We start from the raw sequence: 23,760 nt of genomic DNA, 5'->3' as shown, positions 1-23,760 counted from the left end.
CGGGACGCCCCCATCAGGTGCGCGGCTCCCGCGTCACCGGCGCGCCGGTCACCGGCTCACGGGGCGCCGTCCGCCACGCCTCGATGAGCTTCTGCTGGAGACCGAACATCTCTTTCTCCTCATCGGGTTCCATGTGGTCGTACCCGAGCAGGTGCAGCACCCCGTGCGTGGCCAGCAGGATCAGTTCGTCGTCCATGGAGTGCCCGGCGGCCCGGGCCTGCCGCACGGCGACCGCCGGGCAGAGGACGACGTCACCGAGCAGGGCCGGGCCCGGCTCGGGGTCGTCGGGGCGGGCCGTGTCGAGCTCGTCCATCGGGAAGGCGAGGACGTCGGTCGGCCCCTTCTCCCCATCCAGCGCTCGTGCAGGCTGCTCATGTACTCGACGTCGACGCAGAGCACCGACAGCTCGGCCAGGGGATTGACGTCCATCTCCCCCAGCACGAAGCGGCAGATGCCGGCCAGCTCGGCCTCGTCCACGGCGATCTCGGACTCGTTGGCCACCTCGACGGGCACGCCGGTCAGCTCCCCTGGCGGCGCGGTCGGGTCGTCCGGACCGGTGCGCCGGCACCCGGTCGGGCCGCGGTGGGCTGCCGGGTGGCGTCCCAGCGCTCGTAGGCGTCGACGATGTTGCCGACCAGGCGGTGGCGGACGACGTCGGAGCTGGTCAGGTTGGCGAAGTGCACGTCCTCGAGCCCGTCGAGGATCTCGCGGACGATCTTGAGCCCGCTCTGCGCACCCCCGGGAAGGTCGACCTGGGTGACGTCACCGGTGACCACGATCTTGGACCCGAAGCCGAGCCGGGTGAGGAACATCTTCATCTGCTCGGCGGTGGTGTTCTGCGCCTCGTCGAGGATGACGAACGCATCGTTGAGGGTGTTGTGGGTGACGAGGAAGTCGTCGGTCACGTACAGGGAGTCCTGCGCGGCGACCTGGATGCACATGGTCTCCATCTCGCCCACCGGCTCGATGCTGTGGATGAAGCGCATCGGCCGCCCGCCGCCGGCAGCGTCGTACGCACGCCGCTTCCGCTCCAGCCGGAACGGCGAGATCCCGGCCGGCAACCGGATCTCGAGGATGTGGGCCGCGTGCCGGTGGTGGACTGGCCGCCCCTGCGCCAGGCCCGGACGTCGACCGGTCGCCACTCGGGTGCGGGAGGTGACGATCCCGCCCAAGGAACGGACGAGGAACATGACGTCGTCCCGGAGCCGCTCCGACGTCGTCGTGTACTGGATGCGGCACGTTCGTCCGCGCTGCGTGACCGGACCACCGTCCGAGTCCAGCAGCCCTTGGAGGAGCGCAGTCCGGACTTCCGCCGAGTTGTGGGAGTACAGCCAGGGAACGAACTTCGTGGCCGACCGCGTCCCGGCGAGGCCCAGTTCTCTGATGGTCTCGGTGACCGGATTGGCGATCCGGAGGCCGCCTCGGCCGCCGTTCACGTGCCGGAGGACGTATTCGGGGCCTCTCTTGTGCGCCACCTCGATCCCCTCGAGCGCCGACTCGAGGGCCACGACCAGCTCGGGATCCGTCGTGGAGAAGGAAGGCGTCGTCGCGGTGGTGAGGCAGCCATCGCCCAGCAGCAACCCGAGCGCGTAGGGATCGAGCGGCACCTCCTGGGGCTCGAACTCGACCGCATCGACCACCGGGAGTTCGTAGCGGTGAGCACCTGCGCCCCAGCGCAGGTGCCCGATCATCTCCTGCGTCTCGAGGGTGCGCGCCGTTCCGCGACGGCGGTCGTCCGGCGTCGTCACCGTCCACAGGTGCTCCCCGCAGGCCAGCGTCGAAGCGCCGTCCTGGGTGGTGACCCGGTAAACGACCTTCTTGCCCTGCGGATAGACGCCGAGCACCGGGGTCGGCAAGCCGTCGGAACCGACGACGAGGTCGCCGACCTGCAGCGTGCCGATCGGCATGAAGCCGTTCGGCGTGAGCACCATCGCGTCGTACGGCTGCGCCCGGCCCCGCATGTAGGCCAGCGGTGCGACCTCGATGGTGCCGGAGGCCATCAGCCGGGGAATCGACTCGGGGTCGACCATGTCGTGCAGCGCGTCGTAGAGCGGCCGCAGGTAGGGGTCGATCTTCTCCGAGAGGCTGCCGGGCAGGTAGCCCAGCCGCTCACCGGCCTCGACCGCGGGACGGGTGAGGATGATCCGGTTGACCTGCTTGGTCTGCAGCGCCTGCACGGCCTTGGCCATGGCGAGGTAGGTCTTGCCGGTACCGGCGGGGCCGATGCCGAAGACGATGGTGTGCACGTCGATCGCGTCGACGTAGCGCTTCTGGTTCAGCGTCTTGGGCCGGATGGTCCGGCCGCGGCGGCTGATGATGTCGAGGCTGAGCACATCGGCCGGGCGCTCGGAGCCACCGCTCCTGAGCATGCCGATGACCCGGCGCACCGAGTCCGGCCGCAGCTGCTGACCGGTACCGAGCAGCGCGATCAGCTCGTCGAAGACACCGACGGCGAACGCGTTGTCCGCCGGCTGCCCGGTCACGGCGATCTCGTTGCCGCGCACGTGCACGTCGGCGTCGACCTCGGCCTCGACCAGGCGCAGCAGCTCGTCGGCCGACCCCAGCAGAGCGACCATCGAGACGGACTCGGGAACGGTGATGGTGGCGCGTACCGGGGGCCCCGGCGTTCCGGTGCGGGCGACATCCGCGGCGGCGGCCTGCGCGGACGCCTCACGGGACATGTGGGCACTCGGCGGGGGACGCCTGGGGAGGTGTCGGGCAAGAACCCTCGACCCTGCCTTCCAGAGAAGAATCGTGCACCTGGATGCACTGCGGACCGGTCGAGTCTACCCGCGTCGGGCGACCGGAATCCCGGGTTCGCTCCTCGGGGGAGCCCGGCGGCTCCGATCAGCGACCGGAGTACGTCGCCTGCCCCGGGCCCTCGGTGAGGAAGGAGGCGACGGCGCCGCGGAGGTCCTCGGTGGCGAACAGCGCCCCGGAGACCTCCGGCACGAGGGCGTCGGCGGCACGGGCACCGTTGCGCACCGTCTCGGCCACCAGCTTCTTGGTCGCCGCGTGCGCGACGGTCGGCCCCGCGGCGATTCGGTGGGCGTACTCGCGCGCCGCGGCGGCGAAGCCCTCGTCGGGCAGGACCCGGTTGACCACGTTCCACCGCTCGAGGACGGCCGCCGGATAGCGCTCGCCGGTGAACACCAGCTCCCGGGCCCGGGCCGGACCGGCCCGCTCGGCCAGCCGCTGCGGCCCGCCCATCGAAGGCGTCAGGCCGACGACGATCTCCACCAGGCCGAACGACGCCTTCTCGGCGGCCAGCAGGATGTCGCAGGCCAGCGCCAGCTCGAAGGCCGCCGTGAGGGTGAGCCCGTGGGCGGCGAAGACGGTCGGCACCGGCAGGTCCTCGATCGCCTGCGACACCCTCAACAGCCGGGCCCAGAGCTCCGCACCGCGCTCGGCCGGCTCCGGCCCCTCGGCGATGGCTTGGAACTCGGTCACGTCCACCCCGCCGGAGACCACCTTTCCGCGCGCCTCGACCAGCACCGCCCGGGCCCGGTCGGCGCGCGCGGGCTCGGTGAGCGCTCCCAGCTCGGCGGCGACGGCCTCCAGCGCGTCGAACGTCGCGCCGTCGAAGAGGTTCAGCGGCGGGTTGTCCAGGACGACGACGGCGACGTCGCCGTCCCGCTCGATCCGGAGGGGCGCGGTGTCGGTCATGCACCGATCCTGTCAGCCCGCTCGCGAACCGCAGGATCGCCCATGTCTGCGCACCTCAGCCGGGCGGCCAGCCGAGCCCTCGGCCGCCCAGGACGTGCAGGTGGACGTGGTGCACGGACTGCCCGGCCTGCGGGCCGGTGTTGGTGACCAGGCGGTAGCCGGGCTCGGCGCCGCCGTCGGTCACCAGGCCCTCCTGGGTGGCGACCACGTGCGCCCCGGCGACGACGTCGCCCAGCAGCTCCGGGTCGGCCGTGACGAGGGCACCGACCGTGGCGTGGTGTTCCTTGGGGATGACCAGCACGTGGGTCGGCGCCTGCGGATTGATGTCGCGGAACGCGAGCACGCGCTCGGTCTCGTGGACGACGTCGGTGGGGATCTCACCGGCGACCATGCGGCAGAAGAGGCAGTCGGTCACGTCCCGACCCTAGAAGGACGTGCCCGGCCCCGCTCGGAGGCTCGTGTCGGGCCTGCGAGGCAGGACGGGGTCCTGCTGCTCGCGTGCCCGGTGCGGACCCCGACGGGTGGCCGATCGAGTGCCGGGCGAGGATGGCCGCATCCATCGCCGTCCACGCCAGGAGGTCCCGCCGTGCCCGCTCCCCGCCCCCGCGCCCACACGAGGACGTAGTGACGCTCGCTCGCGCCGCCCGGTCGGGTGGTCCCGAATCCGTTTCCCCCACCTTCTCCCGCCGCAGCCTCCTCGCCGGCTCCGGCATCGCCCTCGCCGCCGTCCTCGCCGGCTGCGGCCGCCCTCCCCCGTCTCGGCCTCGCCCGACCCGGCCGGGCCCCTGCGCATCGGCGCGATCCCCGATCAGGACCCGGAAGTCCTGCAGCGGCTCTACGGCACCGTCGCCGACTCCCTCTCCGACGCCCTGCAGCTCGATGTCTCCTACGAGCCGGTCACCGACTACGCCGCGGCCGTCTCCCTCTTCCGCACCGGAGACCTCGACCTCGTGTGGTTCGGCGGGCTGACCGGCGTCCAGGCCCGGCTGCGGACGCCCGGCGCCGTCCCGATCGCCCAGCGCGACATCGATGCGGCGTTCCACTCGGTCTTCGTGGTGAACGCGGCCACCGGGCTGGCACCGTCGGACGACCTCACGCCGCTGGCCGGACGCCGATTCACCTACGGCAGCGAGACCTCGACCTCGGGCCGGCTCATGCCCGCGTTCTTCCTCCAGCAGCAGGGCGTCGATCCGTCGGGCTTCCCCGGCGGGCCGGGCTTCTCCGGTTCGCACGACGCCACGCTGGCGCTCGTCGCCTCGGGCACCTACGAGGCCGGTGTCCTCAACGAACAGGTCTGGAGGAGCCGCACCGAGGAGGGCGCGGTCGATCCGGCGGTGATGCTCTACGCCCGCACCCCGGCCTACCACGACTACCACTGGCTGCTGGCACCGTCGGCCGTCGACCGGCTGGGTGCGGACCTGCCGAGCCGGCTGACCGGGTACTTCACCGGCCTGGCACCGGACGACCCGGACGACGCCGTCGTGCTCGAGCTGTTCGGCGCGGACTCCTTCATCGCGACGGAGGCCGCGAACTACGAGCAGATCGAGGCGATCGGCCGCGACCTCGGGCTGATCAACTGACCGAGGTCGCCCGGCTCACCGGCATCGAGGTCCGCTTCGGCGGCACCACCGCCCTCGACGGGGTGGACCTCGCGGTGGCCGCCGGGGAGCGGGTCGCCGTGATCGGAGCGTCGGGAGCCGGTAAGTCGACGTTGCTCGGCGTCCTGAACGGGTCGGTGACCCCGACGGCGGGATCGGTGCGCGTGCTCGGCACCGAGGTCGCCGGTCTGCGCGGACCGGCCCTCCGCCGGCTGCGTGCCCGGACGGGCACGATGCACCAGCACCTCGAGCTGATCGGCCCCCTGCGGGTGGTGCACAACGTCAACGCCGGACGCCTGGGCACCTGGTCGGCGGCCCGCGCCCTCCGCTCCCTGGTGCAGCCCCAGGGTCTGGACGACGTGCGGACGGCGCTGGCGCGGGTGGACCTGGCCGACCGGATGTTCCAGCGCACGGACCGGCTCTCCGGCGGGCAGCGGCAACGGGTGGCGTTGGCCCGCCTGCTGGTGCAGCGACCGGAACTGGTGCTGGCCGACGAGCCGGCGTCCGCCCTGGACCCCGCCCTCGCCGATCAGGCCCTGCAGCTGCTCGGAGGCCTCGCGGTCGAGCGCGGCGGCGCACTCATCACCTGCCTCCACGACCCGGCGCTCGCCCTGCGTCACTGCGACCGGATCGTGGGGCTGGTCGACGGCCGGGTCACCCTCGACGCTCCGACGTCGTCGCTGACGCTCGCCGAACTGGAGCGGTTCTACGGGGTGGTGCGGTGACCGCCGTCCTGGCGTCGCCGGCCGCTGTGCCGCGGCTGCGTCGGGACCGACGGCGCTGGGCGTGGGGCGTCGGGGGCGCCGCCCTCCTCGTCTGGTCGCTGGCAGGAGCCGGGCTGTTCTCCGGGCCGGTGGTGAACCCGGCGGGCCTGCGGCAGTTCGGCCGGTTCGCCTCCGCCGCCCTCTCCCCGCGCGGGACGCCGGGTTCCTCGCGCTGCTCGCGGAGGCGACCCTGGTGACTGTCGCCTACGCCGCCCTGGGCGCGGCCCTGGCCGTCACGCTCGGTGCGCTGGGGGCGGTCGCGGTCGCGCGCACGACCTGGGGACGACGCCGCGTGGGCTGGACGGCGGCCCGCGGGCTTCTCGCGGTGCCGCGCGGCCTGCACGAGGCGGTGTGGGGCCTGCTGCTGCTCAACGTCCTGGGCCTGGACCCGTGGGTCGGCGTACTCGCCATCGGCATCCCCTACGGCGCGGTCACCGCCAAGGTCTTCGCCGACCTGCTCGACGAGGTTCCCCGCGGCGGCTACGAGGCGCTGCTCGCGGGTGGGTCGGGTCGTGGCAGCGCCGCGCTGTACGGGTTGCTGCCCGCAGCGGCCGGCGGGCTGCTCTCGTACTCCTTCTACCGACTCGAGTGCGCCGTCCGGTCGGCCGTCGTCCTCGGTCTCATCGGCGCGGGCGGACTGGGCTACCAGCTGTCGCTGTCGTTCTCCTCGCTGCGCTGGGACGAGGTGTGGGCGGCCGTGTACGCGCTCGCCGCGTTGTGCGTGCTGGCCGACCTGGGCGGCCGCGCCGTGCGGCGCCGCGTCGGCGAGCCGCGACCGGGGGCGGGCAACGGCCCTCCCGTGACCGGCTCCTGACCAGCGCGGTCCTGGGATCCCTGGCGCTGGTGGCGTGGTCCGGGTGGTTCCTGGCGCTGACGCCGGCGACGCTGACCTCGTCCCGCACCCTCGAGCAGCTGTCGTACGTGCTGCGCGCCGCCTGGCCGCCGGCCACCGGCGGGGATCTGCTGAGCGCGATCGCGTCCGCGGCCGTCGACACGGTGCAGATGTCGGTGATCGCCATCGCCCTCGCCACGGTCGGCGCCGTCGTCCTCTCCGGGCTCGCTGCCCGGCGGCCGGGGGCGGGGCCGGGCCGGTGGATGGTCGGGACCGGCGTTCGCTTCGCCCTGCTGCTGCTGCGCGCCGTCCCTCCCCGGTGTGGGCCCTGGTGCTGCTCTTCGTCCTGCTGCCCGGCGTCCTCCCGGGGGCGCTCGCGCTGGGGGTCTACACGCTGGGCGTGCTGGGCCGGCTCGTGGCCGAGGCGACGGAGGAGGTCGATCCCCGCCCGAGGGCGGCGCTGCGCGCGGCCGGCGCCTCCCCGCTGGGCGGCTGGCTCTACGGCGTGCTGCCCGCCTTGAGCGGAACGGTGCTGGCGCTGTCCCTCTACCGCTGGGAAGTGGCCATCCGCGACACCGTGCTCGTCGGGCTGCTCGGCGCGGGTGGGATCGGCGTCCTGCTGTCCGGCGCCATCGCGGCCTTCGACTGGGCCGCCGTCACCACGGTGCTCGCGGCGATCGTGCTGCTGACTCTCGCCGTCGACCTGGTCAGCGAGCGCGCCCGCACCGCCCTGCGCTGAGCCGCGCGCCGAGGGGCTCCGCGATCCTCCCTCACCGTTCCGGGTCCTCCCCACCGTCGACCGCGAGGGAGGACTGTGAGTGTGGCCGGGTCGGTACATCGGTGATGGGCTGACGGCCGACAGCAGTGGGTGTGACTCCAGGGAGGACTGGCTTCGTGCCTTGCATGGGACCTGTCCGCCTGCTGCTGTCGGCACCGGCCCGGCGGGAGACGTTGGCCTGATCAGGAGCTTGACCGCCAGTAGCTGCTGGCGTGTCTCATCACAGTCCTGCCATCTCCGCACCGGACCGGGACCTGCCGCGTCCCCCGGTCAAGGAGAAGAACGCATGTCCATGCTGGCAGAACTGGTCGAGGTCGTCATCGGCGTCGACACGCACAAAGACACCCACACCGCTGCCGTGATCGACACCGGCACCGGCGGGGTGCTGGCCCGGATCACCGTGCCGGCTGACCCGGACGGTTATGCCCGGCTCAGCGCGGTGGCGCAGGAGCACCCGGGCTGCGGGCCTGGGCGATGGAAGGCTCTGGCGGCTACGGCGCCGGCCTGGCCCGGCACCTGGCCGAGCTCGGTGAACTGGTCATCGAACTGGACCGCCCCAAGCGCCCGGCGCGCAAGGCCGGAGCGAAGTCTGATCCGATCGACGCCGAACGCGCCGCCCGGGATGCGCTGGCCCGCACCCACCTGGCCCAGCCCAAGACCGGTGGCCAGCGCGCGGCGCTGCAGATGCGACTGACCGCCCGCCGGGCCGCGATCGAGGCCGCCACAGCCGCCCAGCGGCAGCTGCACGCGCTGGTCACCACCGCCCCCGAGGTGGTCCGGGGCAAGTTCCGCGGACAGTCCACCCGCACCATGATCACCACCGCTGCCCGGCTGCGACCGACGGCGGCCACCGGGGAGCTGGAGGTGATCACGGCGTTGACGGTGCTGCGCGATCTGGCCCGCCGGATCCGGTTCATGGAGAAAGAAGCCCGCGGGCACGAGACCCAGATCCGCGCCATCGTGCGGTCCTGGCGGCCCGATCTGCTCGAGCTGACCGGAGTCGGCCCGATCGTCGCCGCCACCGCGCTCACCGCCTGGTCCCACCCCGGCCGCTGCCGCGACGATGGCGCCTTCGCCATGCTCGCCGGCACCGCACCGATCCCGGCGTCCTCGGGCAAGACCGTCCGCTACCGACTCAACCGAGCAGGCGACCGACAGCTCAACCGCGCCCTGCACACCGTGGCCCTCGTCCGGCTACAACGCGACGCACGCACCCGCGCCTACGCCGACCGCCGCCGCGCCCAGGGCAAGACCGACCGAGAGATCAAACGCATCCTCAAGCGCTACATCGCCCGCGAGCTCTACCGCCGCCTCGAAACAGTCCCCACGACGCCTTGACACGTCATAGGAGCGTCCCCTGATGACCAGGGACCCTGATCATCAGGGCGGGCGGGTCAGGCCCAGCGGGTGCGCATGCTCAGCGCGGCCAGGGTGGCGGCGCCGGCGGTCGAGGTGCGCAACACCTCGGGGCCCAGACGGACGGCCTCGGCACCGGCCGCGCGGAACGCGACGACCTCGCCGTCGGTGAGACCGCCCTCCGGACCGACGATGACGGCGATGCTGCCGCTCTGCGGGATCTGCAGGCCGGACAGCGGACGGCGGGCCTGCTCGTGCAGCACCACCGCCAGGTCCACGTCCGCCAGCATCCCGCAGACCTCGCGGGTGGTCATCAGGTCGGTGACCTCCGGGACGTGCGGACGGCGCGACTGCTTGCTCGCCGCGTGCGCCGCCGACCGCCACTTGGCGACGCCCTTGGCCACCCGGTCCTCGCGCCAGCGCGTGATGCACCGCGAGGCCGCCCAGGGCACGATCCGGTCGACGCCCAGCTCCGTGGCCAAGTCGACGGCGAGCGGCCCGCGGTCGCCCTTCGGCAACGCCTGGACCAGCACGAACTCCGGTTCCTGCACCGGCACCTCGAAGCGCCGCACGACCGCGACCCGGAGACCGTGCGGACCGGCGCTCACCACGTCGCCTTCGGCGACGGTGCCCCGACCGTCTCCCACCCGCACCCGCTCGCCCGCGGACAACCGCAGCACCTCGACCGCGTGGCGCCCTCGCTGCCGTCGATCAGGAGGTCGTCGGACCCGGCGAGCTCGTCGACGATGAACATGGGAGAGCCGCCCAGCTCCGGAACACCGGTTTCTGGAACGGTCATGTCAGCGCCCGTTGAAGGCGTCGCGGACCCGGGAGAACAGCCCGCCCTGCGCCTCGCGGTGGGAGTCGGCCTGGTCCTCCCCGCGCAGCGCCGCCAGCTCGCGCAGCAGCTTCTCCTGCTCGGCGTCCAGGCGGGTGGGCGTCGCCACCTCCACGTGGACGACGAGGTTGCCGCGGCCGGTCCCGCGCAGCCGGGGCGCCCCGTGCGCCCGCAGGGTCAGCTTGCTGCCCGACTGGGTGCCCGGCTTGATGTCGAGGTCCTCGTCGCCGTCGAGGGTCGTGAGGTTCAGCGTCGTCCCGAGGGCGGCCGAGGTCATCGGCAGGGTGACGCGGCAGTGCAGGTCCTCGCCGTCGCGGGTGAAGACGTCGTGCGGCCGCTCGTGGATCTCCACGTAGAGATCGCCGGCCGGCCCGCCGCCGGGGCCGACCTCGCCCTGCCCGGTGAGCCGGATGCGCATGCCGTCCTCGACGCCCGCCGGCACCTTCACCTGCAGGGTGCGACGGGAACGGACCCGCCCGTCGCCCCGCACTCTCGGCACGGGTCGGGGATGACCTGGCCCGTGCCGACGCAGGTGGGACACACGCGGCTGGAGACGACCTGGCCGAGGAAGCCCCGCTGCACGCTCTGCACCTCACCGCGACCGGAGCAGGTGACGCAGGTGGTCGGGTGGGTGCCGGGCGCAGTGCCGGCACCGGTGCAGACGGTGCAGAGGACGGCGGTGTCGACGGTGATGTCCTTCGTCGTCCCGAAGACCGTCTCGTCCAGGTCCAGCTCGACCGGGATGAGCGCGTCCCGCCCGGCACGGGTCCGGCTGCGGGGCCCGCGGGTGGCCGCCCCGCCGAAGAACGCGTCCATGATGTCGCCGAGCCCGCCGAACCCGGCTCCGCCGAAGCCGCCCGCCCCGCCACCACCGGCGGCGTCGAAGGGGTCGCCACCGAGGTCGACGATGCGGCGCTTCTCCGGATCGGTCAGCGCCTCGTAGGCCCGCGTGACCTCCTGGAACCGCTCCTTCGCCGCCGGATCGGGGTTGACGTCGGGGTGCAGGTCCCGCGCCAGCTTGCGGTAGGCGCGCTTGAGGTCGCTGTCACTGGCATCGCGGGACACGCCCAGCACGCCGAAGTAGTCGGTTGCCATCGGGTTTTCTCAGCCTCAGCTCTCGGCCAGCAGGTGGCCGACGTAGCGGGCCACGGCGCGAACCGCGGCCATGTTCATCGGATAGTCCATGCGGGTGGGCCCCACGACCCCGAGCCCGCCGAGCGCCCGGTCGCCGGAGCCGTAGCCGACGGAGACGAACGATGCGCCGGTGAGAGCCTCGTGGGCGTTCTCCTCACCGATCCGCACCAGCACCGTGCTCGCGTCCACCTGACTCATCAACCGCAGGACCACGACCTGTTCTTCCAACGCCTCCAGCAGCGGCCGGAAGGTGCCGGGGAAGTCGAGGGCGTTGCCGCGCGCGAGATTGGCCGTCCCACCGATGACCAGCCGGTCCTCGCTGGGCTCGACGAGCGTCTCCATCAGGGTGGCGCCGACCGTGGCGACCAGCCCGCGCAGGTGCGGGGGCGGTCTCGACCAGGTCGGGGACCTTGTCACCCGCGTCCACCAGCTTGACCCCGCTGAACGCGGAGTTGAGCAGCGTGCGCAGCTCTGCCACGGCCTCCGCGTCGACGTCCACGGGAGTGTCGACGACGCGCTGCTCGACGCGACCGGTGTCGGTGATGAGCACCAGCATCAACCGGGCGGCGGCGAGCTGCACCACCTCCAGGTGGCGCACCGCGCTGCGCGAGAGGGTCGGGTACTGGACGACGGCGACCTGACGGGTGAGCTGCGCGAGCAGGCGGACGCTGCGGCTCAGGACGTCGTGCAGGTCGACGGCGCCGTCGAGGAAACGCTCGATCGCCCGCCGCTCGGCCGTCGACAGCGGCTTGACCGCGGACAGCCGGTCCACGAACAGCCGGTAGCCCTTGTCCGTGGGCACCCGGCCGGCGCTGGTGTGCGGCTGGGTGATGTAGCCCTGCTCCTCCAGCACCGCCATGTCGTTGCGGATGGTGGCCGGGGAGACACCGAGGTCGTGCCGCTCGGCGAGGGCCTTGCTGCCCACGGGGTCGTTCGTCGAGACGTAGTCCTGGACGATGGCCCGGAGCACCTCCAGGCGGCGTTCGTCGTGCGCCACGGTGACACCTCCCCGTACCGGTCGACGTGCCGTGCGGCGCCGCTGGACTGGCACTCGCACGGGCAGAGTGCCAGGCCAGCATACGCGAAGGACCCCGCCCTCCTCCCCGTTAGAAGGACCCCGCCCCCGCACCGCTCGCAGGCTCGCGGCGAGCCTCCGGACGGGGCCAGGCGAGCCTCTGGAGGGACCGCTGGCGGACGGCGACGCGGCCCTGACTCGGGCGGCTAGGGTGGGTTCTCGGCGTCCCGGCACGGGGCAGAGAGCGGAGGTCGGTTCCCTGATCTTCAAAGCGGTACGTGATGGCCGCCCGTACCCCGACCACGGCTTGTCCACCCGGGACTGGGCGATGATCCCGCCCCGGCAGGTGCGGATGGACACGCTGACGACGACGAAGAAGGAACTGGCGCTCGACGCGCTCCTCGCCGACGACTCCACCTTCTACGGCGACCTCTTCCCGCACGCGGTCCAGTGGCACGGCGAGCTGTACCTGGAGGACGGTCTGCACCGGGCGCTCCGGGCGGCCCTGCAGCAGCGCAACGTCATCCACGTGCGGGTGCTCGATCTGGACGCCCTCACCCCGGTGCAGGCACCGTCGGGTCCCGCCACGGCGTCGATCCCGGCGCAGCCGCCGGTGCCCAACCCCCGACGGGTCTAGCCGGGCGCCGCACCGACGAGCGATGAGGTCAGGCCGCCGATCGGGTCTGACCCGGTATGACCCAGATCATCGCCGACATCTCGGTATCCCTCGACGGTTTCGTCACCGGGCCCGACCCAGGCCCGGACAACGGCCTGGGCACGGGCGGTGAGGCCCTGCACACCTGGGCGTTCTCCGACGATCCCGACGATCGCCGGCTGCTGCGCGAGTCGACAGCCCGTTCGGGCGCCGTCGTCCTCGGCCGCCGGCTCTTCGACATCGTCGACGGGCCACAGGGCTGGAACGACGACTCCGGTTACGGCGCCGGCGAGGTCGGCACGCCCGCGTTCGTCGTCGTGACGAGCTCGTCGCCGGAATCCGTGCGACGCAGCGACCTCGACTGGACGTTCGTCCCCACCGGTCTGGCCGACGCCGTCGCCGTCGCCCGGGAGCGCGCGGAGGCGGCATCGTCGCTGCGCGGCCGGGACCTCGATGTCGTCCTCATGGGAGGTGGCGCCACGATCGGGTCGGCGCTCGCCGCCGGGCTGGTCGACGTCCTCACGCTGCATCTCGCACCCGTCGTGCTCGGCGCCGGCACGCCGCTGTTCACCGGCGGGGAGCGGCGCACCCTGGTCCAGCGCACCGTGGTCCCGACGTCGAACGCCACGCACCTGACCTACGACGTCGTCCCCACCTGACACGGCACTAGAGCCAGCCCTTCTCCGAGGCCACGCGGGCCGCCTCGACCCGCGTGCGCGCACCGGTCTTCCCGATCGCCGAGGACAGGTAGTTCCGCACCGTCCCCTCCGACAGGAACAGCCGGCCGGCGATGTCGGACACGGTCGCCCCGTCCACCGCCGCGCGCAGCACGTCGGCCTCTCGGGTGGACAGCGGCGTGGCGCCGATGGCCAGCGCGGCGGCCGCGAGGTCGCGGTCGATGACCCGCTCCCCGACATCACCGCGCGGATGCCCCGGGCGAGCTCGGCGACGGGCGCGTCCTTCACCAGGAAGCCGGCCGCGCCGACCTCCATGGCGCGGCGGAGGAAGCCGGGCCGGCCGAACGTCGTCAGGATGACCGCCCGGCAGCCCGGCACGGCAGTGGTCAGTTCGCGGGCCGCCTCGATGCCGTCGAGACCCGGCATCTCGATGTCGAGGAGCGCCACGTCGGGCCGGTGCTGGCGGGCCGCGTCGACCACCGCGTCGCCCCGGCCGACCTCGGCGACCACCTCGAGGTCCTCCTCCAGTTCCAGCAGCGCCCGGAGCGCGCCACGGACAAGTGCCTGGTCCTCGGCGATGAGCACCCGGATCACCGGGCCACCGCCTGCTCCGCGGGCACCTCCGCCGGGACGACGGCGGTGAGCCGGAAGCCCCTCCCGTCGGCGGGACCGGCCTCCAGGCGTCCGCCGATGGCTTCCACCCGCTCCTGCAGGCCGGACAGCCCCGCGCCCCGCGGACCGGTGCCGCCACGGCCGTCGTCGGTGACGGCGAGGGTGACCTGGTCGTCGGACACGTCGAGGTCGACGGCCACCGAGTGGGCGCCGCTGTGCCGCAGGACGTTCGTCGTCGCCTCCCGCACCACCCATCCCAGGACCGCGTCCAGGGCACCCGGGAGCGGGTCGACCGGGGCGGGAGCACGCAGACCGATGCCGGCGGCCGACAGCGCCGAACGCGCCTCCACCAGCGCCTGCGCCAGGCTCACCTGCCGGTAGCCGCTCACCGCCTCGCGGACCTCGGCGAGGGCACGCCGGGCGGCGTCCTCGACGTCGGCCATCTCCTGCCGCGCCCGGGCCGGGTCGCGCTCGGCCAGCCGGCCGGCGAGCTCGCTCTTCAGCGCGATCAGCGACAAGCTGTGGCCGAGGAGGTCGTGCAGGTCGCGGGCGAAGCGCATCCGCTCCTCGGCGACGGCGCTGCGGGCCAATTCCTCGCGGGCCTGCGTCAGCTCGGCGTTGACCGACACGAGGTACCGGGTGCCGCGCAGCGCGAATGCCGTGAGCACGCACATCACCGGGAGGATGAAGACGTCGCTCAGCAGGTCGTCCGCCGCGACGACACCCGCGCACACCGCGGTCGCGCCCAGCACCGCCGGCCAGACCCACCGCTCGGGCAGCGTCACCGCCACGGCGGCCGACAGATAGATCATCAGGCCGGCCCACGCCGTTCCCAGGCTGACCGCGAGGCCGACCCCGAGCACGGCCACGACGGCGAGCTCCCGGTACGCCGGGGCGCAGCCGGGGGCGAAGGCCCGGCCGAAGACGAGGAGGTACACGGCCGTGAACACCAGGAGCGCCAGCGCCGCGAGGATCCGCACGCCCAGCGGCCGCGGCTCGGTGACCAGGTCGGCTATCGGGAAGAGCTGGAACAGCAGCCACGGCAGGGCCCACGCCAACTGGTGGAACCGGCTCCGCACGTCCATGACCGGGACCGTAGCCCCGGGTCAGCCGGAGACCGCGTGCAGCGGCCGCCGCCGCGCCACCGTCACCGCGAGGACGGCGAAGAGGGCCGTGAACGCGGCCAGCGCCAGCACGGGAAGGCCGGCCGGCGAGCCGCCCGCGGCCACGTCGCGGCCCATCTCGGCGTACCAGTAGGAGGGCATGAACCGGGCGAGGACCTGCATGGACTCCGGGAACATCTCCACCGGCCACCACAGGCCACCGAGCGCGGCCAGGATGACCCCGAGGATCCCGATCGCTCCCCGGCTGCCTTCTCCTCCAGGCTCAGCCCGATCAGCAACCCGAGCGCCACGAAGGCGATGGAGCCCGCCCAGAGCACCCCCACCAGCGCCACCCAGGTGCTGGGGGCGAGCTCGACCCCGTTGATGAACCGGCCGACGAGCGCGACCACGACGAGGCTGGGCAGCGCCAGGATCGCGCCCACCGCCACGTCGACGGCGAACACCTGGGTCTGCGGCACCGGCGTGACCCGCAGCTGCCGGAGCCAGCCCGACGCCCGGTCGAAGGAGATCCGGATGGTCGCGCCGAGGGCGGCACCCAGGGCCCCGTAGGCCATCATCGACACCATCACCGAGGCGGCGACCTCCTCGAACCCGGCCGCGCCCCCATCTGCCCACCGATGATCTTGGTGATGAAGATGGTGAACAGGGCGGGCAGGAGCACGGTGAAGAACAGGTACTGCTTGTTGCGCCCGACGCGGCGCAGCTGGAAGGCCAACAGCGGGTTCATCGGGCGGCTCCGATCGTCTGGTGCGTAACGGTCGAGATGAGTGACAGGACGGCGTCCTCCAGCGTGGCGCCGCGGACCTCCAGGTCCGGCAGCCCGCCGTCGGCCAGCAGCGCGCGGAGCGTGGCGTCGGCGTCGGCGGTGGCCAGGGTGACCGTGGCGCCCTGGCGGGTCACGCCGGTGACGGCGGGAAGGCAGTCGAGACCGCGGTCGGGCGCGGCGGTGAACGAGATGGTGCGGCCCGCGACGTGCGCCTTCACCTGGGCGGTGGACCCGTCGGCGACCACCCGTCCGTGCGCCACGACGACCACCCGGTCGGCGACCGCGTCGGCCTCCTCCAGGTGGTGGGTGGCGAAGACGACGGTGTGCCCGCTGCCGGCCAGACCGCGCATCGTCGTCCAGAAGGCACGACGGCCTTCGACGTCCATGGCGGAGGTGGGCTCGTCGAGCAGCAGCAGCGGCGGGGCGCCGGCCAGGGCGAGGGCCAGCAGCACCCGCTGCCGCTGGCCGCCGGACAGCGCCTCGACCGGGCGGTCGAGCAGGCCGTCGATGCCGGCGGTGACGACGAGGTCGTCCAGCGGCCAGGCGGTCGGGAAGCTGCGCCGGACCAGGCCGAGGACCTCTCCGACGCGGGCCTCGCTGGGCAGCCCGCCGTGCTGCAGCATCGCGCCGACGCAGCCGGCCCGGACCGCATCCTGCGGCGTCCGGCCGAGGAGGCGCACCGATCCCGCAGCGGGGTTCAGCAGCCCGAGGACGGCGTTGACGACCGAGGACTTGCCGGCGCCGTTGGCACCGAGCAGGGCCACGGTCTGGCCGGTGGGGATGGTGAGGTCGAGGTCGTGCACGGCGACGGTGTCGCCGTAGCGGACGGTGAGACCGGAGACGTCGAGAGCAGGGGAACCAGGCACGGCCCCAGCCTTCCGAGCCGGCGCTCCGGCCAGTAGTGCGGAACGTCGCCGGTCGCGTCTGACATCCGTCAGGTCACCGCAGGGGTCGAAGGGGCGCAGCTCCGGGGGCGCCTTCCCGTCGAGCACGGCCCGGGCCAGCAGCATGCCGGTGACCGGCCCGAGGGCCATCCCCACATGCCATGCCCGCCGGCGACGAAGACCCGGGGTGATGCGGTCGCACCCAACAGCGGCAGGCCGTCGGGGGTGACCGGCCGGGAGCCGACCCACTCGTCCTGCCGGTCGTCGAGGTCGACGCCGGAGAGGAACGGCCGGACGGCGTCCACGATCGCGTCGATGCGACGGGGGTCCAGGGCGTCGTCGGGACGGCGGAACTCCATCATCCCGGCGATCCGGAGCCGCTCGCCGAGCGGCGTGCAAGCCACCCGTTCCACCGGGAAGTACAGCGGTCCGCCCGGCATGCGCCGCGCGGGGACGCTGAAGCTGTAGCCCCGGCCGGCCTGCACCGGCTGCCGGACGCCAAACCGCCGGGCGAGCGCGCCGAGCCAGGCACCGGTGGCCACGACGACGGCGTCGTGGCGCTGGTCACCCGCCTCGGTGGCGACGACCACGCCGTCCCCGGTGTCCCGGAGATCGCCGATGCCCTGCCCCTCCCGGACGTCGCCGCCACGGTCGCGGACCGCGGCGGCGAGCGAGTGCACGAACTCCGGCGGGTCCAGGTAGCGCTGACCCGAGATGCGCAGCGCGGCGCCGGCCTCGGTGGTGAGCACCGGCTCCATCGACCGGGCCTCGGCACTGGAGACGAGGCTGAACCGGACGTCGCGCTGACCGGCGCTCTGGACGCCCCGCAGCTCCGCGAGCAGCCCCTCCCGCTGCCGCTCCGACCGGTAGACGGCCAGGAACGGCTCGCTGCGCGGGGTCCGGGCCGTTACGCCACCGGCGGCCAGGGCGTCGAAGGCATCCAGTGCCTGCTCGTTGAGCGGCACGAGCGCGGCCATGCCACGACGCCACCGCCGGTGCGTGCTGTTGCGGGCGAAGGCGAGGAGGAAGCGCACCAGCCCGGCATCGGCGCGCAGCGGCAGGTAGACCGGGGAGCTCGGGTCGAGGACGGCCGTGAGCCCGTAGCGCAGGACGGCCGGCTCGGGCAGCGGCGCCGCCAGGCTCGGGGTCAGCCAGCCGGCGTTCCCCACGAGGCGCCGGCCGCCACCCGGTCCCGCTCGTAGACCGTGACCGACGCCCCACGCTCCTGCAGGAACCAGGCCGTGGCGAGGCCGACCATCCCGGCCCCCACGACGGCGACGTCGTGCGGCCGCTCCCTGGTCGCGTGCGGCCGGGCGCCTCCGGCCATCTCAGGCCGCGGCGGTGCAGGCGACGCAGGTGCCGGCGAACGGGCGCAGCTCGAGGCGCTCCTCCGGGATCTCCCGCTGGCAGCCGGTGCAGCGGCCGTAGGTGCCGGCATCGATCCGGGCGAGGGCGGCGTCGATCTGCTCGATGGTGGCCTTCAGGTCCGCGGCCCGGCGCTGGGCGACCGGGTCGGGAACGGACTGGGCGCACTCGGCGAGGGCCTCTTCCCGCTGCCGGACGGCGTCGGCGCGGTGCTCGTCGAGCAGGGCACGGAAGCGGTCGTCCGAGCCGGAGGGGACGGTCTGGGTGTCGAGCGAGGTGGACATGCGGAACTCCTTGGGGCAACGCGGGAAGACGCGGTCACCGGGTCGGTGGCGCGTCAGGACGGGCGATCTGGACTCCAGGGAGGAGTCAGGAGGCCTGTGGCGGGGCCCTGTCCTGGCTGCGGCGGAGGACGTCGAGCCCTCGCAGACCGCGTGCTCGCCGGTTCATCGCCAGGGCGAGCAGCATCCCGCCGGAGAGGGCGGGTACGGCGGCGGCGCGAGCACCGTGCGGGGAGCCTGCATCTCGGAACGCGTACGCGTCCATCGCCGACCCACCCCTTGCACAGCCCGGCGCCGTTGCCGGAACGCAGGACTCTAGCCCAGAAACGCGGAAGTTACCCGGCCCTTTCGGGTGAGCGCGGGTCGTGCGCGGCGATCTCCTGGCGGGGGCGCGGCACCGGACAGGTCTGCGGGAAGGTGCCCAGGCCGGCCACCTCGTAGCCGTGCGGATAGCTCCGGACCTGCGGCAGCTGGCGGGCGAAGTACGGCTCTGCGCGGGGTGGGAGGAGGCGCACGAACCGGCCGCGTGCCACCAGCCCGCCCCGGACGAGCGCGCGGAACAGGCGGTTCGGGTGGGGAAGCCGAAGGCGTCGAGCAGCGGTGGGTCCATCACCGCGTGCGAGATCCGCCGGACCAGCGCGCCCGGTAGGCGGTGGTTGGGCGGGAAGGTGGCGAGCAGGGCGAGGGTCGACTCTGCGACGTCACGTGCGCCCGCGTCGAAGGCGAAGTGCTCGCGCTCGTAGGCGTCGAGGAGACGGGCGAACCCCTGCCAGGTCTCGGGGATGTCGCGGATACCCATGCGCCGGCCGAGGTCGCGGTAGTACTCGGCGCTCGCGATGCGCTCGGTCTCGGTGAGCCGACGCCAGCCGTAGGCGTCGATCCACCGGATGGGCATCACCACGAAGGTGGCCAGGACGTAGCGCAGGTCGTCGTTGCCCACGCCGTGGGCGCGGTGCATCTGGTTCATCCGCCGGATCGCGGTCCGGCCCTGGTCGCTGGTGGGCCCGTGCTCCAGGACGGCGTCGAGGATCAAAACCGTGTCGTCGTAGCGCTTCTGCGTCCGCTCGGTGAACTCCCCGTGCCCGCCAGCAGCCCGCCGATGCTCGGGACCGCGTACGTGCGGAACAGCGCGAAGCTCAGCGCCTGGTTCATGTCCCACGGGAACTCGTGGGTGCCCATGAGCCGGTAGATCTCGGCGAACTGCGTGCGCGGGTCCAACTCGTCGATGCGCCGGCGGATCGCGAAGCGTCGTCCCATGCGGCGGAGCATGCCCGCCGGACGGGCGGAGCGGTAGGCCGCCGCACGCTGGGCTCCTGTGGGGCTTCGACTGCATCCTCGCGGCTTGCAGACCCCGCGAGCGGACGGACGACGACAGCAACCGACCAGCTTTGGAGCCACAGCCGGATGCGGCACCTGTTCGCCCCTAAAGGCGGCTTCAGGGACACCTGCGCGGCCCGCCTACGGCGTTGGTCTGCATTGGCGATCCCCGGCTGTGCGAGAGTCCGCTGCGTCCGCAACGGACGGAGCGGATCAGCGCGGGAGTGAGGTCAGCAAGGCCGATGACGGGGCAGCACTACCGGGACACCACCGGCGCCTACGGGCGACCGCAGCCGGTCAACGTGCGGGACGGGCGAATAGTTGGCGGCCGAAGGAGTCGGGCAACGACGGTCGCCCTCGACGGCCCGGCAACCCCGGCGTCGGTCGCGCTAGTCGCAGAGCTGCTCAGCAGCCTGACGCGCAAGCGGTTGATGATCACTACCAACAACAAGGAGCCGAACCTCGACTTCCTGGCCAGCCTCCCGCCGCTGCACGCGCTCACGGTGTTGCGTACAGACACTCGAGACCTGGGCGTCTTGGCCGAGCACTCTGATGCGCTTGAAGAACTCCACCTAGAGCTAGGGCGAGGCAGCGTCGCGGTGGAACCGCTCGGCGCCTTGCCGCACTTGCGTCGGCTGTACCTGCGAAAGACCGGCTCGGGGTCGGTCAAGGCAGCCCCGGAGGCATTGGCAGAGGCCACAGCGTTGGAGCACCTGGTGTTGCACAGCATCACGCTGCCGAGCCTTGCCCCCTGACGGTGTTGCCCATGCTGCGCGGACTTGCGCTCAAGCTTGGTGGGGCGCCCGACCTGACTGCGTTCCCGGACTTTCCGGCGTTGCGCTTCTTCGAGGCCTGGCAGGTGCGCGGGCTGGAAGACCTTCGCCCGGTCGCCGCATCGCGCACGCTCGAAGTGCTCTACCTAGAAAGCCTGCCCCGCGCCGAACTACCGGACTTCTCGCAGGCCGTCTCCCTTGCCCACGTGCGGCTCGACAATCTGCCCATCAGCGAGGGGCTCAGCGGCCTGGCGGCTGCGCCGAATCTCCGTCAGGTGCGGATCAGCCGCAGGGTCTTCTCCCAGAGGAAGTGGCGCCCTTGCGAGGACACCCCACCCTCCAGGCCGCCTTCATCCCGCTGACCGGTCGGGTGTCAGACGACGAGTCGCGGCTCGGGTTGGCGAGCCCTCACGAGGCTCCGTTCGTCGCCTTCGGCGCTGGCGTCATGGACCTTCCACCCGACGGATGGAACGGCGCGTACCTCACCAGCGCCGAACCACCGACTAGCTCCGGAGACTCTGCCCGCTCTGGGGCTGGTGTCCCATAGTGGGCCGCTACAGGACACAAGGCGGCTTCACCGACATCCGAAGCCGCGCCCACCGATCGGGTGATCATTGGAGGAGTAGGGGACTCGTGGGAGCGTCTCCAGCATGAACGGCGCAGCGGACCTGCGGAACTGGCGTGTGTGGGCACTGCTCCTCACGACTTGGGCCGTGATCGTTGTGGCTGCCTTCGTCCTTGGCGACAGTGACTACGGCTATGGCGCCCTCATCGGTGGTCCGGCAGGGCTGCTGGGAGCGTTCGCGGCCATCTACTTCCTCCGCCGTCGCAGGTCGGTGAACGGGAAGCCGGACTGATCTTTCGCCCGCACCGATGTGTCCGTCAGTGGGCCGCTATGAGCCAGAGCCACGGAGAATCCCGCCGCCTGGCACGCGACCACCTGTGCTCGGTGTTAGGCATTGTCGGAGCGACGCCGACGGGCGGCCCTGATGCCGCCACCGAGCGCTAGACCGATGGCTGCGCCGGCGATGCCCCAACCGATCTCACCGTTGCTGAGCCAAAGCGCGACGGCCGCCGCCACTGCGCCGACAAGGGCAAGGGCGAAAAACCATTTGGTCCCCGGCCGGTCGGGCCCATCACCCGCTGCCGGTCGCTGGTCATCCGTCGTCACGCGGCGGAGTCTTCCGAAACAGGGCAACGGGAGCACGTGGTGTCATCCGCGTGAGTGTCTCTAAGTGGGCCGCTCAGGGGCACGCGCATGCAAGCCCGTTGGAACGACGTCATCTCCAGGCGGCTGGCAACCCACCCATCTGGCGATCAAGCTCCCAGTCGGCCGGCCGCTCTTCCGGGGAGAACCAAGCGCACCCGGCGGCAATCCACTTTGACCGGTAGTCGCGGACCCACTTGAGATCGAGATCATCCACGCCTGACTCCGCGCCGCAGCAGGAGCAGATGACGTATTGAGCGCCGCCGGACCTCGACCAACGCTCGTCATCCTCATCGAGACCGCACACCCTGCAGATGCTCTCGACCATCCCCACCTCCTCGTCGACCCCATCATCTTCGGTAGGCGCATGCGTGTCCCTAAATGGGCCGCTCAGGGACACGCTCGCCAGAGAGCGGCCTATGACACCCCTGGCGACCTCGCTTGCACACGGGAGTCCCGCGCCTGCATGGTGACGATCATGAAGCCGCGTCCCCAGGATGATCCAGGGCAGCCCAGAGAGGGCGCGTACACCGAGAACCGGCCCGTGTCATGGCTGCTAGTGGTTGTCCCGGCTCTCACTGCTGTTCTCTTCACGAACAGTTGGGTGTCGGGCAGTGGCTCATGGCCAAACTGGGCGTACGCCCTGCTTGTGACGGGCTCCTTGGGCCTCATCGTCGCGGTTGTCATTCAACGACGGAGAGCCAGGATCGGCCGGCGGTAGTCCTGTCCCAAAGTGGGCCGCTCAGAGCGACTTCCGCGTGACGCCGTTGTTGGCAAGGCAAGCTGTGCGCCGTGAACCGACTCCACGAAGAGGATGAGCCCGGAGGAGAGTTCATCCCTGCGAGCGTCGCGCAGCTGCTTGCTTCATCTCTCCCTCCGAATCGCGCTGAGGGCGGACGGTGGTTGGCCGAGCGGGCGGGCCACCCCGAGGCGGACGACCTGCTCCTGCGGTTGCTTCTGCTAGACGACAACACGTTTGTCCCGCATGAGGTCGCCGAGGTGTTGCTGGAGCGACGTGATCTCTCGGGGAGCCGACTTGTAGCACGGGCCGTCGCTGAGGCCGATCACCGCGATCTGACCTACCACTGGATCCTCGACGCTGTTGAGAACGTCTGGATGCAGACGGCCGAGGACTTGCGCATCGCCCAGGACCTGTGCTGCGAGCTGGCCGATGACGTGGACCCTAGGGTCGCCACTGGAGCGCGAGAACTCCGGGACTTCACAGAAACTGGCAAGCGTCGGTAGGTATGCGCCCCTCTTGAACACTCGCCCTAAATGGGCCGCTCAGGGACACAAGGCGGCCCTACACCTAGGGGCACGTCCTCCCGGCCACCTGCGAAGTAGCTAGACGTTCCTCCTGGTCGCACGGCTCCGCTCGAAGAGAGCCCTGCCTCCCCAGGCAAGTGCGCTCACAAGCAGCAGGCCGTATGCCCACCAGGGAGCTGACCGGTTGTCGTCAAAGAGCAGCAGCAAGACAAAGCACGCGAAGGCAACAAGGGCGGGGCCTAACGTCGGCCACAAAGACGGCGGTGGGTCCACGTGCCGGGCGGGCTCGGAAGTCACCCGTCGAACGGTAGACCAGGGGCTTTCGCGAGGCCTCATCTCGCGCCGGACCTGTCCCTAAATGGGCCGTTCAAGGACACAAGGCGGCCCTGCGGACGTTTCGGTCCGCCTAGGTCGCCTGATCCAGAACGCGAAGGACTGCGGCTACCGCCGCTGGGTCGGGGCGGGTGCCACCCCTCTCCACGAGGGCGCGGGTCTCGTTCAGCATCTCCTTGTCCACACGGCCGGGGGCGAGCGCTGTGTTGATCAGGCCAGCAAGCGCAGACTCCGCCTCCTCGCGCCGCATCCACGCGTCTTGGTCTTCGATGCTGGCACTCTCCGGATAAGGGTCGTACTGCGACAGGTCGTCGTACACGGACTGCAGCAAGTCGCGCGATTCAGGCGTCAGCATGGCGCACTGACGATCCCACACGCCAAGTGGAAGGGGGCATAGTGGGCCGCTGAGGGATGCCGGCGTTCGGCCGGCGCGGAGGGCGGCTGTAGAGACAGCTGAGCAGCCCCTGCAAGGTTCGTGTGCCTCGTCGGTCACTCGCCATGCGAGAGTCCTGATGCTGA

Annotated in this window: 32 protein-coding genes and 2 pseudogenes; 12 read left to right on the top strand and 22 right to left on the bottom strand. The window is 72.2% G+C overall.

Annotation, left to right across the window (positions count from 1 at the left end; all coding sequences use genetic code 11):
* Positions 1-13 precede the first annotated feature (13 nt).
* The 4 genes from ybeY to U6N30_RS08320 all read right to left on the bottom strand — a co-directional run bounded on the left by ybeY (position 14) and on the right by U6N30_RS08320 (position 4,081).
* Positions 14-313, bottom strand: coding sequence for an rRNA maturation RNase YbeY (gene ybeY / locus U6N30_RS35375; protein WP_324276897.1), 300 nt, complete (start codon positions 311-313; stop codon positions 14-16).
* 205 nt (positions 314-518) lie between these two features.
* Entirely contained in the window at positions 519-2,681 is a 2,163-nt protein-coding gene (locus U6N30_RS35370; RefSeq protein WP_479690590.1) for a PhoH family protein, read from the bottom strand.
* A gap of 166 nt (positions 2,682-2,847) precedes the next feature.
* A complete protein-coding gene (locus U6N30_RS08325) occupies positions 2,848-3,666 on the bottom strand; it encodes an enoyl-CoA hydratase/isomerase family protein (protein WP_324276896.1) in 819 nt (272 codons plus the stop codon).
* A gap of 55 nt (positions 3,667-3,721) precedes the next feature.
* A complete protein-coding gene (locus tag U6N30_RS08320; protein ID WP_324276895.1) occupies positions 3,722-4,081 on the bottom strand; it encodes a histidine triad nucleotide-binding protein in 360 nt (119 codons plus the stop codon).
* Between the two features lie 106 nt (positions 4,082-4,187).
* Between U6N30_RS08320 and U6N30_RS08315 the strand changes: the two genes are divergently transcribed.
* The 6 genes from U6N30_RS08315 to U6N30_RS08290 all read left to right on the top strand — a co-directional run bounded on the left by U6N30_RS08315 (position 4,188) and on the right by U6N30_RS08290 (position 8,976).
* Entirely contained in the window at positions 4,188-5,246 is a 1,059-nt protein-coding gene (locus U6N30_RS08315) for a putative selenate ABC transporter substrate-binding protein (RefSeq protein WP_324276894.1), read from the top strand.
* Positions 5,247-5,308: 62 nt separating this feature from the next.
* Positions 5,309-5,989, top strand: a complete 681-nt coding sequence (locus tag U6N30_RS08310) for a phosphonate ABC transporter ATP-binding protein (RefSeq protein ID WP_324276893.1) — start codon at positions 5,309-5,311, stop codon at positions 5,987-5,989.
* Complete coding sequence (locus U6N30_RS08305) at positions 5,986-6,225, top strand: hypothetical protein (protein WP_324276892.1); 240 nt, start codon at positions 5,986-5,988, stop codon at positions 6,223-6,225. Before U6N30_RS08310 ends, U6N30_RS08305 begins: the two co-directional genes overlap by 4 nt.
* A complete protein-coding gene (locus tag U6N30_RS08300; protein WP_324276891.1) occupies positions 6,222-6,842 on the top strand; it encodes a PhnE/PtxC family ABC transporter permease in 621 nt (206 codons plus the stop codon). Before U6N30_RS08305 ends, U6N30_RS08300 begins: the two co-directional genes overlap by 4 nt.
* A 337-nt stretch (positions 6,843-7,179) precedes the next feature.
* The gene (locus U6N30_RS08295; RefSeq protein WP_324276890.1) at positions 7,180-7,599 is read left to right on the top strand and encodes a PhnE/PtxC family ABC transporter permease; all 420 of its coding nucleotides are present in this window, start codon (positions 7,180-7,182) and stop codon (positions 7,597-7,599) included.
* A gap of 513 nt (positions 7,600-8,112) precedes the next feature.
* On the top strand, positions 8,113-8,976 hold the full coding sequence (locus U6N30_RS08290) for a transposase (RefSeq protein WP_324273226.1): 864 nt from the start codon (positions 8,113-8,115) through the stop codon (positions 8,974-8,976).
* 56 nt (positions 8,977-9,032) lie between these two features.
* Here the strand turns inward: U6N30_RS08290 and U6N30_RS08285 are convergent, their stop codons facing one another.
* The 6 genes and pseudogenes from U6N30_RS08285 to hrcA all read right to left on the bottom strand — a co-directional run.
* Complete coding sequence (locus U6N30_RS08285; protein WP_324278208.1) at positions 9,033-9,641, bottom strand: 16S rRNA (uracil(1498)-N(3))-methyltransferase; 609 nt, start codon at positions 9,639-9,641, stop codon at positions 9,033-9,035.
* A complete protein-coding gene (locus tag U6N30_RS08280; protein ID WP_324278666.1) occupies positions 9,599-9,748 on the bottom strand; it encodes a hypothetical protein in 150 nt (49 codons plus the stop codon). The genes U6N30_RS08285 and U6N30_RS08280 overlap by 43 nt, the downstream gene beginning before the upstream one ends.
* 46 nt (positions 9,749-9,794) lie before the next feature.
* Entirely contained in the window at positions 9,795-10,280 is a 486-nt protein-coding gene (locus tag U6N30_RS08275) for a DnaJ C-terminal domain-containing protein (RefSeq protein WP_324276889.1), read from the bottom strand.
* Entirely contained in the window at positions 10,277-10,927 is a 651-nt protein-coding gene (locus U6N30_RS08270; RefSeq protein WP_324276888.1) for a DnaJ domain-containing protein, read from the bottom strand. The genes U6N30_RS08275 and U6N30_RS08270 overlap by 4 nt, the downstream gene beginning before the upstream one ends.
* A 15-nt stretch (positions 10,928-10,942) precedes the next feature.
* A complete protein-coding gene (locus tag U6N30_RS08265; protein ID WP_324276887.1) occupies positions 10,943-11,308 on the bottom strand; it encodes an HrcA family transcriptional regulator in 366 nt (121 codons plus the stop codon).
* A 112-nt stretch (positions 11,309-11,420) separates the two neighbouring features.
* Positions 11,421-11,936 (bottom strand): annotated as a pseudogene (gene hrcA / locus U6N30_RS08260) (heat-inducible transcriptional repressor HrcA); the annotation flags it as partial.
* Between hrcA and U6N30_RS35365 the strand changes: the two are divergent.
* Both U6N30_RS35365 and U6N30_RS08250 read left to right on the top strand, forming a co-directional pair.
* Positions 11,923-12,618 carry a type II toxin-antitoxin system VapB family antitoxin gene (locus U6N30_RS35365; RefSeq protein WP_479690589.1) on the top strand — a complete coding sequence of 232 codons (696 nt, stop codon included), beginning with the start codon at positions 11,923-11,925 and terminating at the stop codon, positions 12,616-12,618. The pseudogene hrcA and the gene U6N30_RS35365 sit on opposite strands and share 14 nt — an antisense overlap.
* A gap of 56 nt (positions 12,619-12,674) precedes the next feature.
* Complete coding sequence (locus U6N30_RS08250; RefSeq protein WP_324276886.1) at positions 12,675-13,295, top strand: dihydrofolate reductase family protein; 621 nt, start codon at positions 12,675-12,677, stop codon at positions 13,293-13,295.
* 7 nt (positions 13,296-13,302) lie between these two features.
* Here U6N30_RS08250 and U6N30_RS35360 read toward each other — a convergent pair whose 3' ends face one another.
* From U6N30_RS35360 to U6N30_RS08210, 10 genes and pseudogenes are all read right to left on the bottom strand, one after another.
* On the bottom strand, positions 13,303-13,467 hold the full coding sequence (locus tag U6N30_RS35360) for a response regulator transcription factor (RefSeq protein WP_479690588.1): 165 nt from the start codon (positions 13,465-13,467) through the stop codon (positions 13,303-13,305).
* Positions 13,468-13,631: 164 nt separating this feature from the next.
* Positions 13,632-13,898: pseudogene (locus U6N30_RS35355) on the bottom strand (response regulator); the annotation flags it as partial.
* Positions 13,899-13,903: 5 nt separating this feature from the next.
* Positions 13,904-15,010, bottom strand: coding sequence for a sensor histidine kinase (locus tag U6N30_RS08240; RefSeq protein ID WP_324276885.1), 1,107 nt, complete (start codon positions 15,008-15,010; stop codon positions 13,904-13,906).
* A 62-nt stretch (positions 15,011-15,072) separates the two neighbouring features.
* Entirely contained in the window at positions 15,073-15,618 is a 546-nt protein-coding gene (locus U6N30_RS08235) for an ABC transporter permease (protein WP_324276884.1), read from the bottom strand.
* Positions 15,615-15,776, bottom strand: coding sequence for a hypothetical protein (locus U6N30_RS08230; RefSeq protein ID WP_324276883.1), 162 nt, complete (start codon positions 15,774-15,776; stop codon positions 15,615-15,617). The genes U6N30_RS08235 and U6N30_RS08230 overlap by 4 nt, the downstream gene beginning before the upstream one ends.
* Positions 15,773-16,681, bottom strand: a complete 909-nt coding sequence (locus U6N30_RS08225; protein WP_324276882.1) for an ATP-binding cassette domain-containing protein — start codon at positions 16,679-16,681, stop codon at positions 15,773-15,775. The genes U6N30_RS08230 and U6N30_RS08225 overlap by 4 nt, the downstream gene beginning before the upstream one ends.
* 68 nt (positions 16,682-16,749) lie before the next feature.
* Positions 16,750-17,868: an NAD(P)/FAD-dependent oxidoreductase gene (locus U6N30_RS08220; RefSeq protein ID WP_479690587.1), complete on the bottom strand. Its 1,119-nt coding sequence runs from the start codon at positions 17,866-17,868 to the stop codon at positions 16,750-16,752.
* Positions 17,847-18,026 (bottom strand): FAD-dependent oxidoreductase, encoded by a 180-nt coding sequence (locus tag U6N30_RS35350; protein WP_479690586.1) that lies wholly within the window; start codon positions 18,024-18,026, stop codon positions 17,847-17,849. Before U6N30_RS35350 ends, U6N30_RS08220 begins: the two co-directional genes overlap by 22 nt.
* A 1-nt stretch (position 18,027) precedes the next feature.
* Positions 18,028-18,348 (bottom strand): TraR/DksA family transcriptional regulator, encoded by a 321-nt coding sequence (locus tag U6N30_RS08215; RefSeq protein WP_324276881.1) that lies wholly within the window; start codon positions 18,346-18,348, stop codon positions 18,028-18,030.
* Between the two features lie 85 nt (positions 18,349-18,433).
* Positions 18,434-19,678, bottom strand: coding sequence for an oxygenase MpaB family protein (locus tag U6N30_RS08210; RefSeq protein ID WP_324276880.1), 1,245 nt, complete (start codon positions 19,676-19,678; stop codon positions 18,434-18,436).
* Positions 19,679-19,904: 226 nt separating this feature from the next.
* Between U6N30_RS08210 and U6N30_RS08205 the strand changes: the two genes are divergently transcribed.
* From U6N30_RS08205 to U6N30_RS08195, 3 genes are all read left to right on the top strand, one after another.
* Complete coding sequence (locus U6N30_RS08205) at positions 19,905-20,417, top strand: leucine-rich repeat domain-containing protein (protein WP_324276879.1); 513 nt, start codon at positions 19,905-19,907, stop codon at positions 20,415-20,417.
* An 11-nt stretch (positions 20,418-20,428) separates the two neighbouring features.
* On the top strand, positions 20,429-20,797 hold the full coding sequence (locus U6N30_RS08200) for a hypothetical protein (RefSeq protein WP_324276878.1): 369 nt from the start codon (positions 20,429-20,431) through the stop codon (positions 20,795-20,797).
* A 360-nt stretch (positions 20,798-21,157) separates the two neighbouring features.
* Entirely contained in the window at positions 21,158-21,292 is a 135-nt protein-coding gene (locus U6N30_RS08195; protein WP_324276877.1) for an LPXTG cell wall anchor domain-containing protein, read from the top strand.
* Between the two features lie 423 nt (positions 21,293-21,715).
* Here the strand turns inward: U6N30_RS08195 and U6N30_RS08190 are convergent, their stop codons facing one another.
* Positions 21,716-21,970 carry a hypothetical protein gene (locus U6N30_RS08190; protein ID WP_324276876.1) on the bottom strand — a complete coding sequence of 85 codons (255 nt, stop codon included), beginning with the start codon at positions 21,968-21,970 and terminating at the stop codon, positions 21,716-21,718.
* 464 nt (positions 21,971-22,434) lie between these two features.
* On the opposite strand from U6N30_RS08190, the gene U6N30_RS08185 reads away from it, so the two are divergent.
* Entirely contained in the window at positions 22,435-22,887 is a 453-nt protein-coding gene (locus tag U6N30_RS08185) for a hypothetical protein (RefSeq protein WP_324276875.1), read from the top strand.
* A gap of 427 nt (positions 22,888-23,314) precedes the next feature.
* Here the strand turns inward: U6N30_RS08185 and U6N30_RS08180 are convergent, their stop codons facing one another.
* Positions 23,315-23,560 carry a hypothetical protein gene (locus U6N30_RS08180; protein ID WP_324276874.1) on the bottom strand — a complete coding sequence of 82 codons (246 nt, stop codon included), beginning with the start codon at positions 23,558-23,560 and terminating at the stop codon, positions 23,315-23,317.
* Positions 23,561-23,760 lie beyond the last annotated feature (200 nt).

The organism is Blastococcus brunescens, assembly GCF_035320885.1.
Lineage (GTDB): Bacteria > Actinomycetota > Actinomycetes > Mycobacteriales > Geodermatophilaceae > Blastococcus_B > Blastococcus_B brunescens.
Note: the sequence above shows the minus strand (reverse complement) of the source record. Positions and strands in the feature narration are given on the sequence as shown.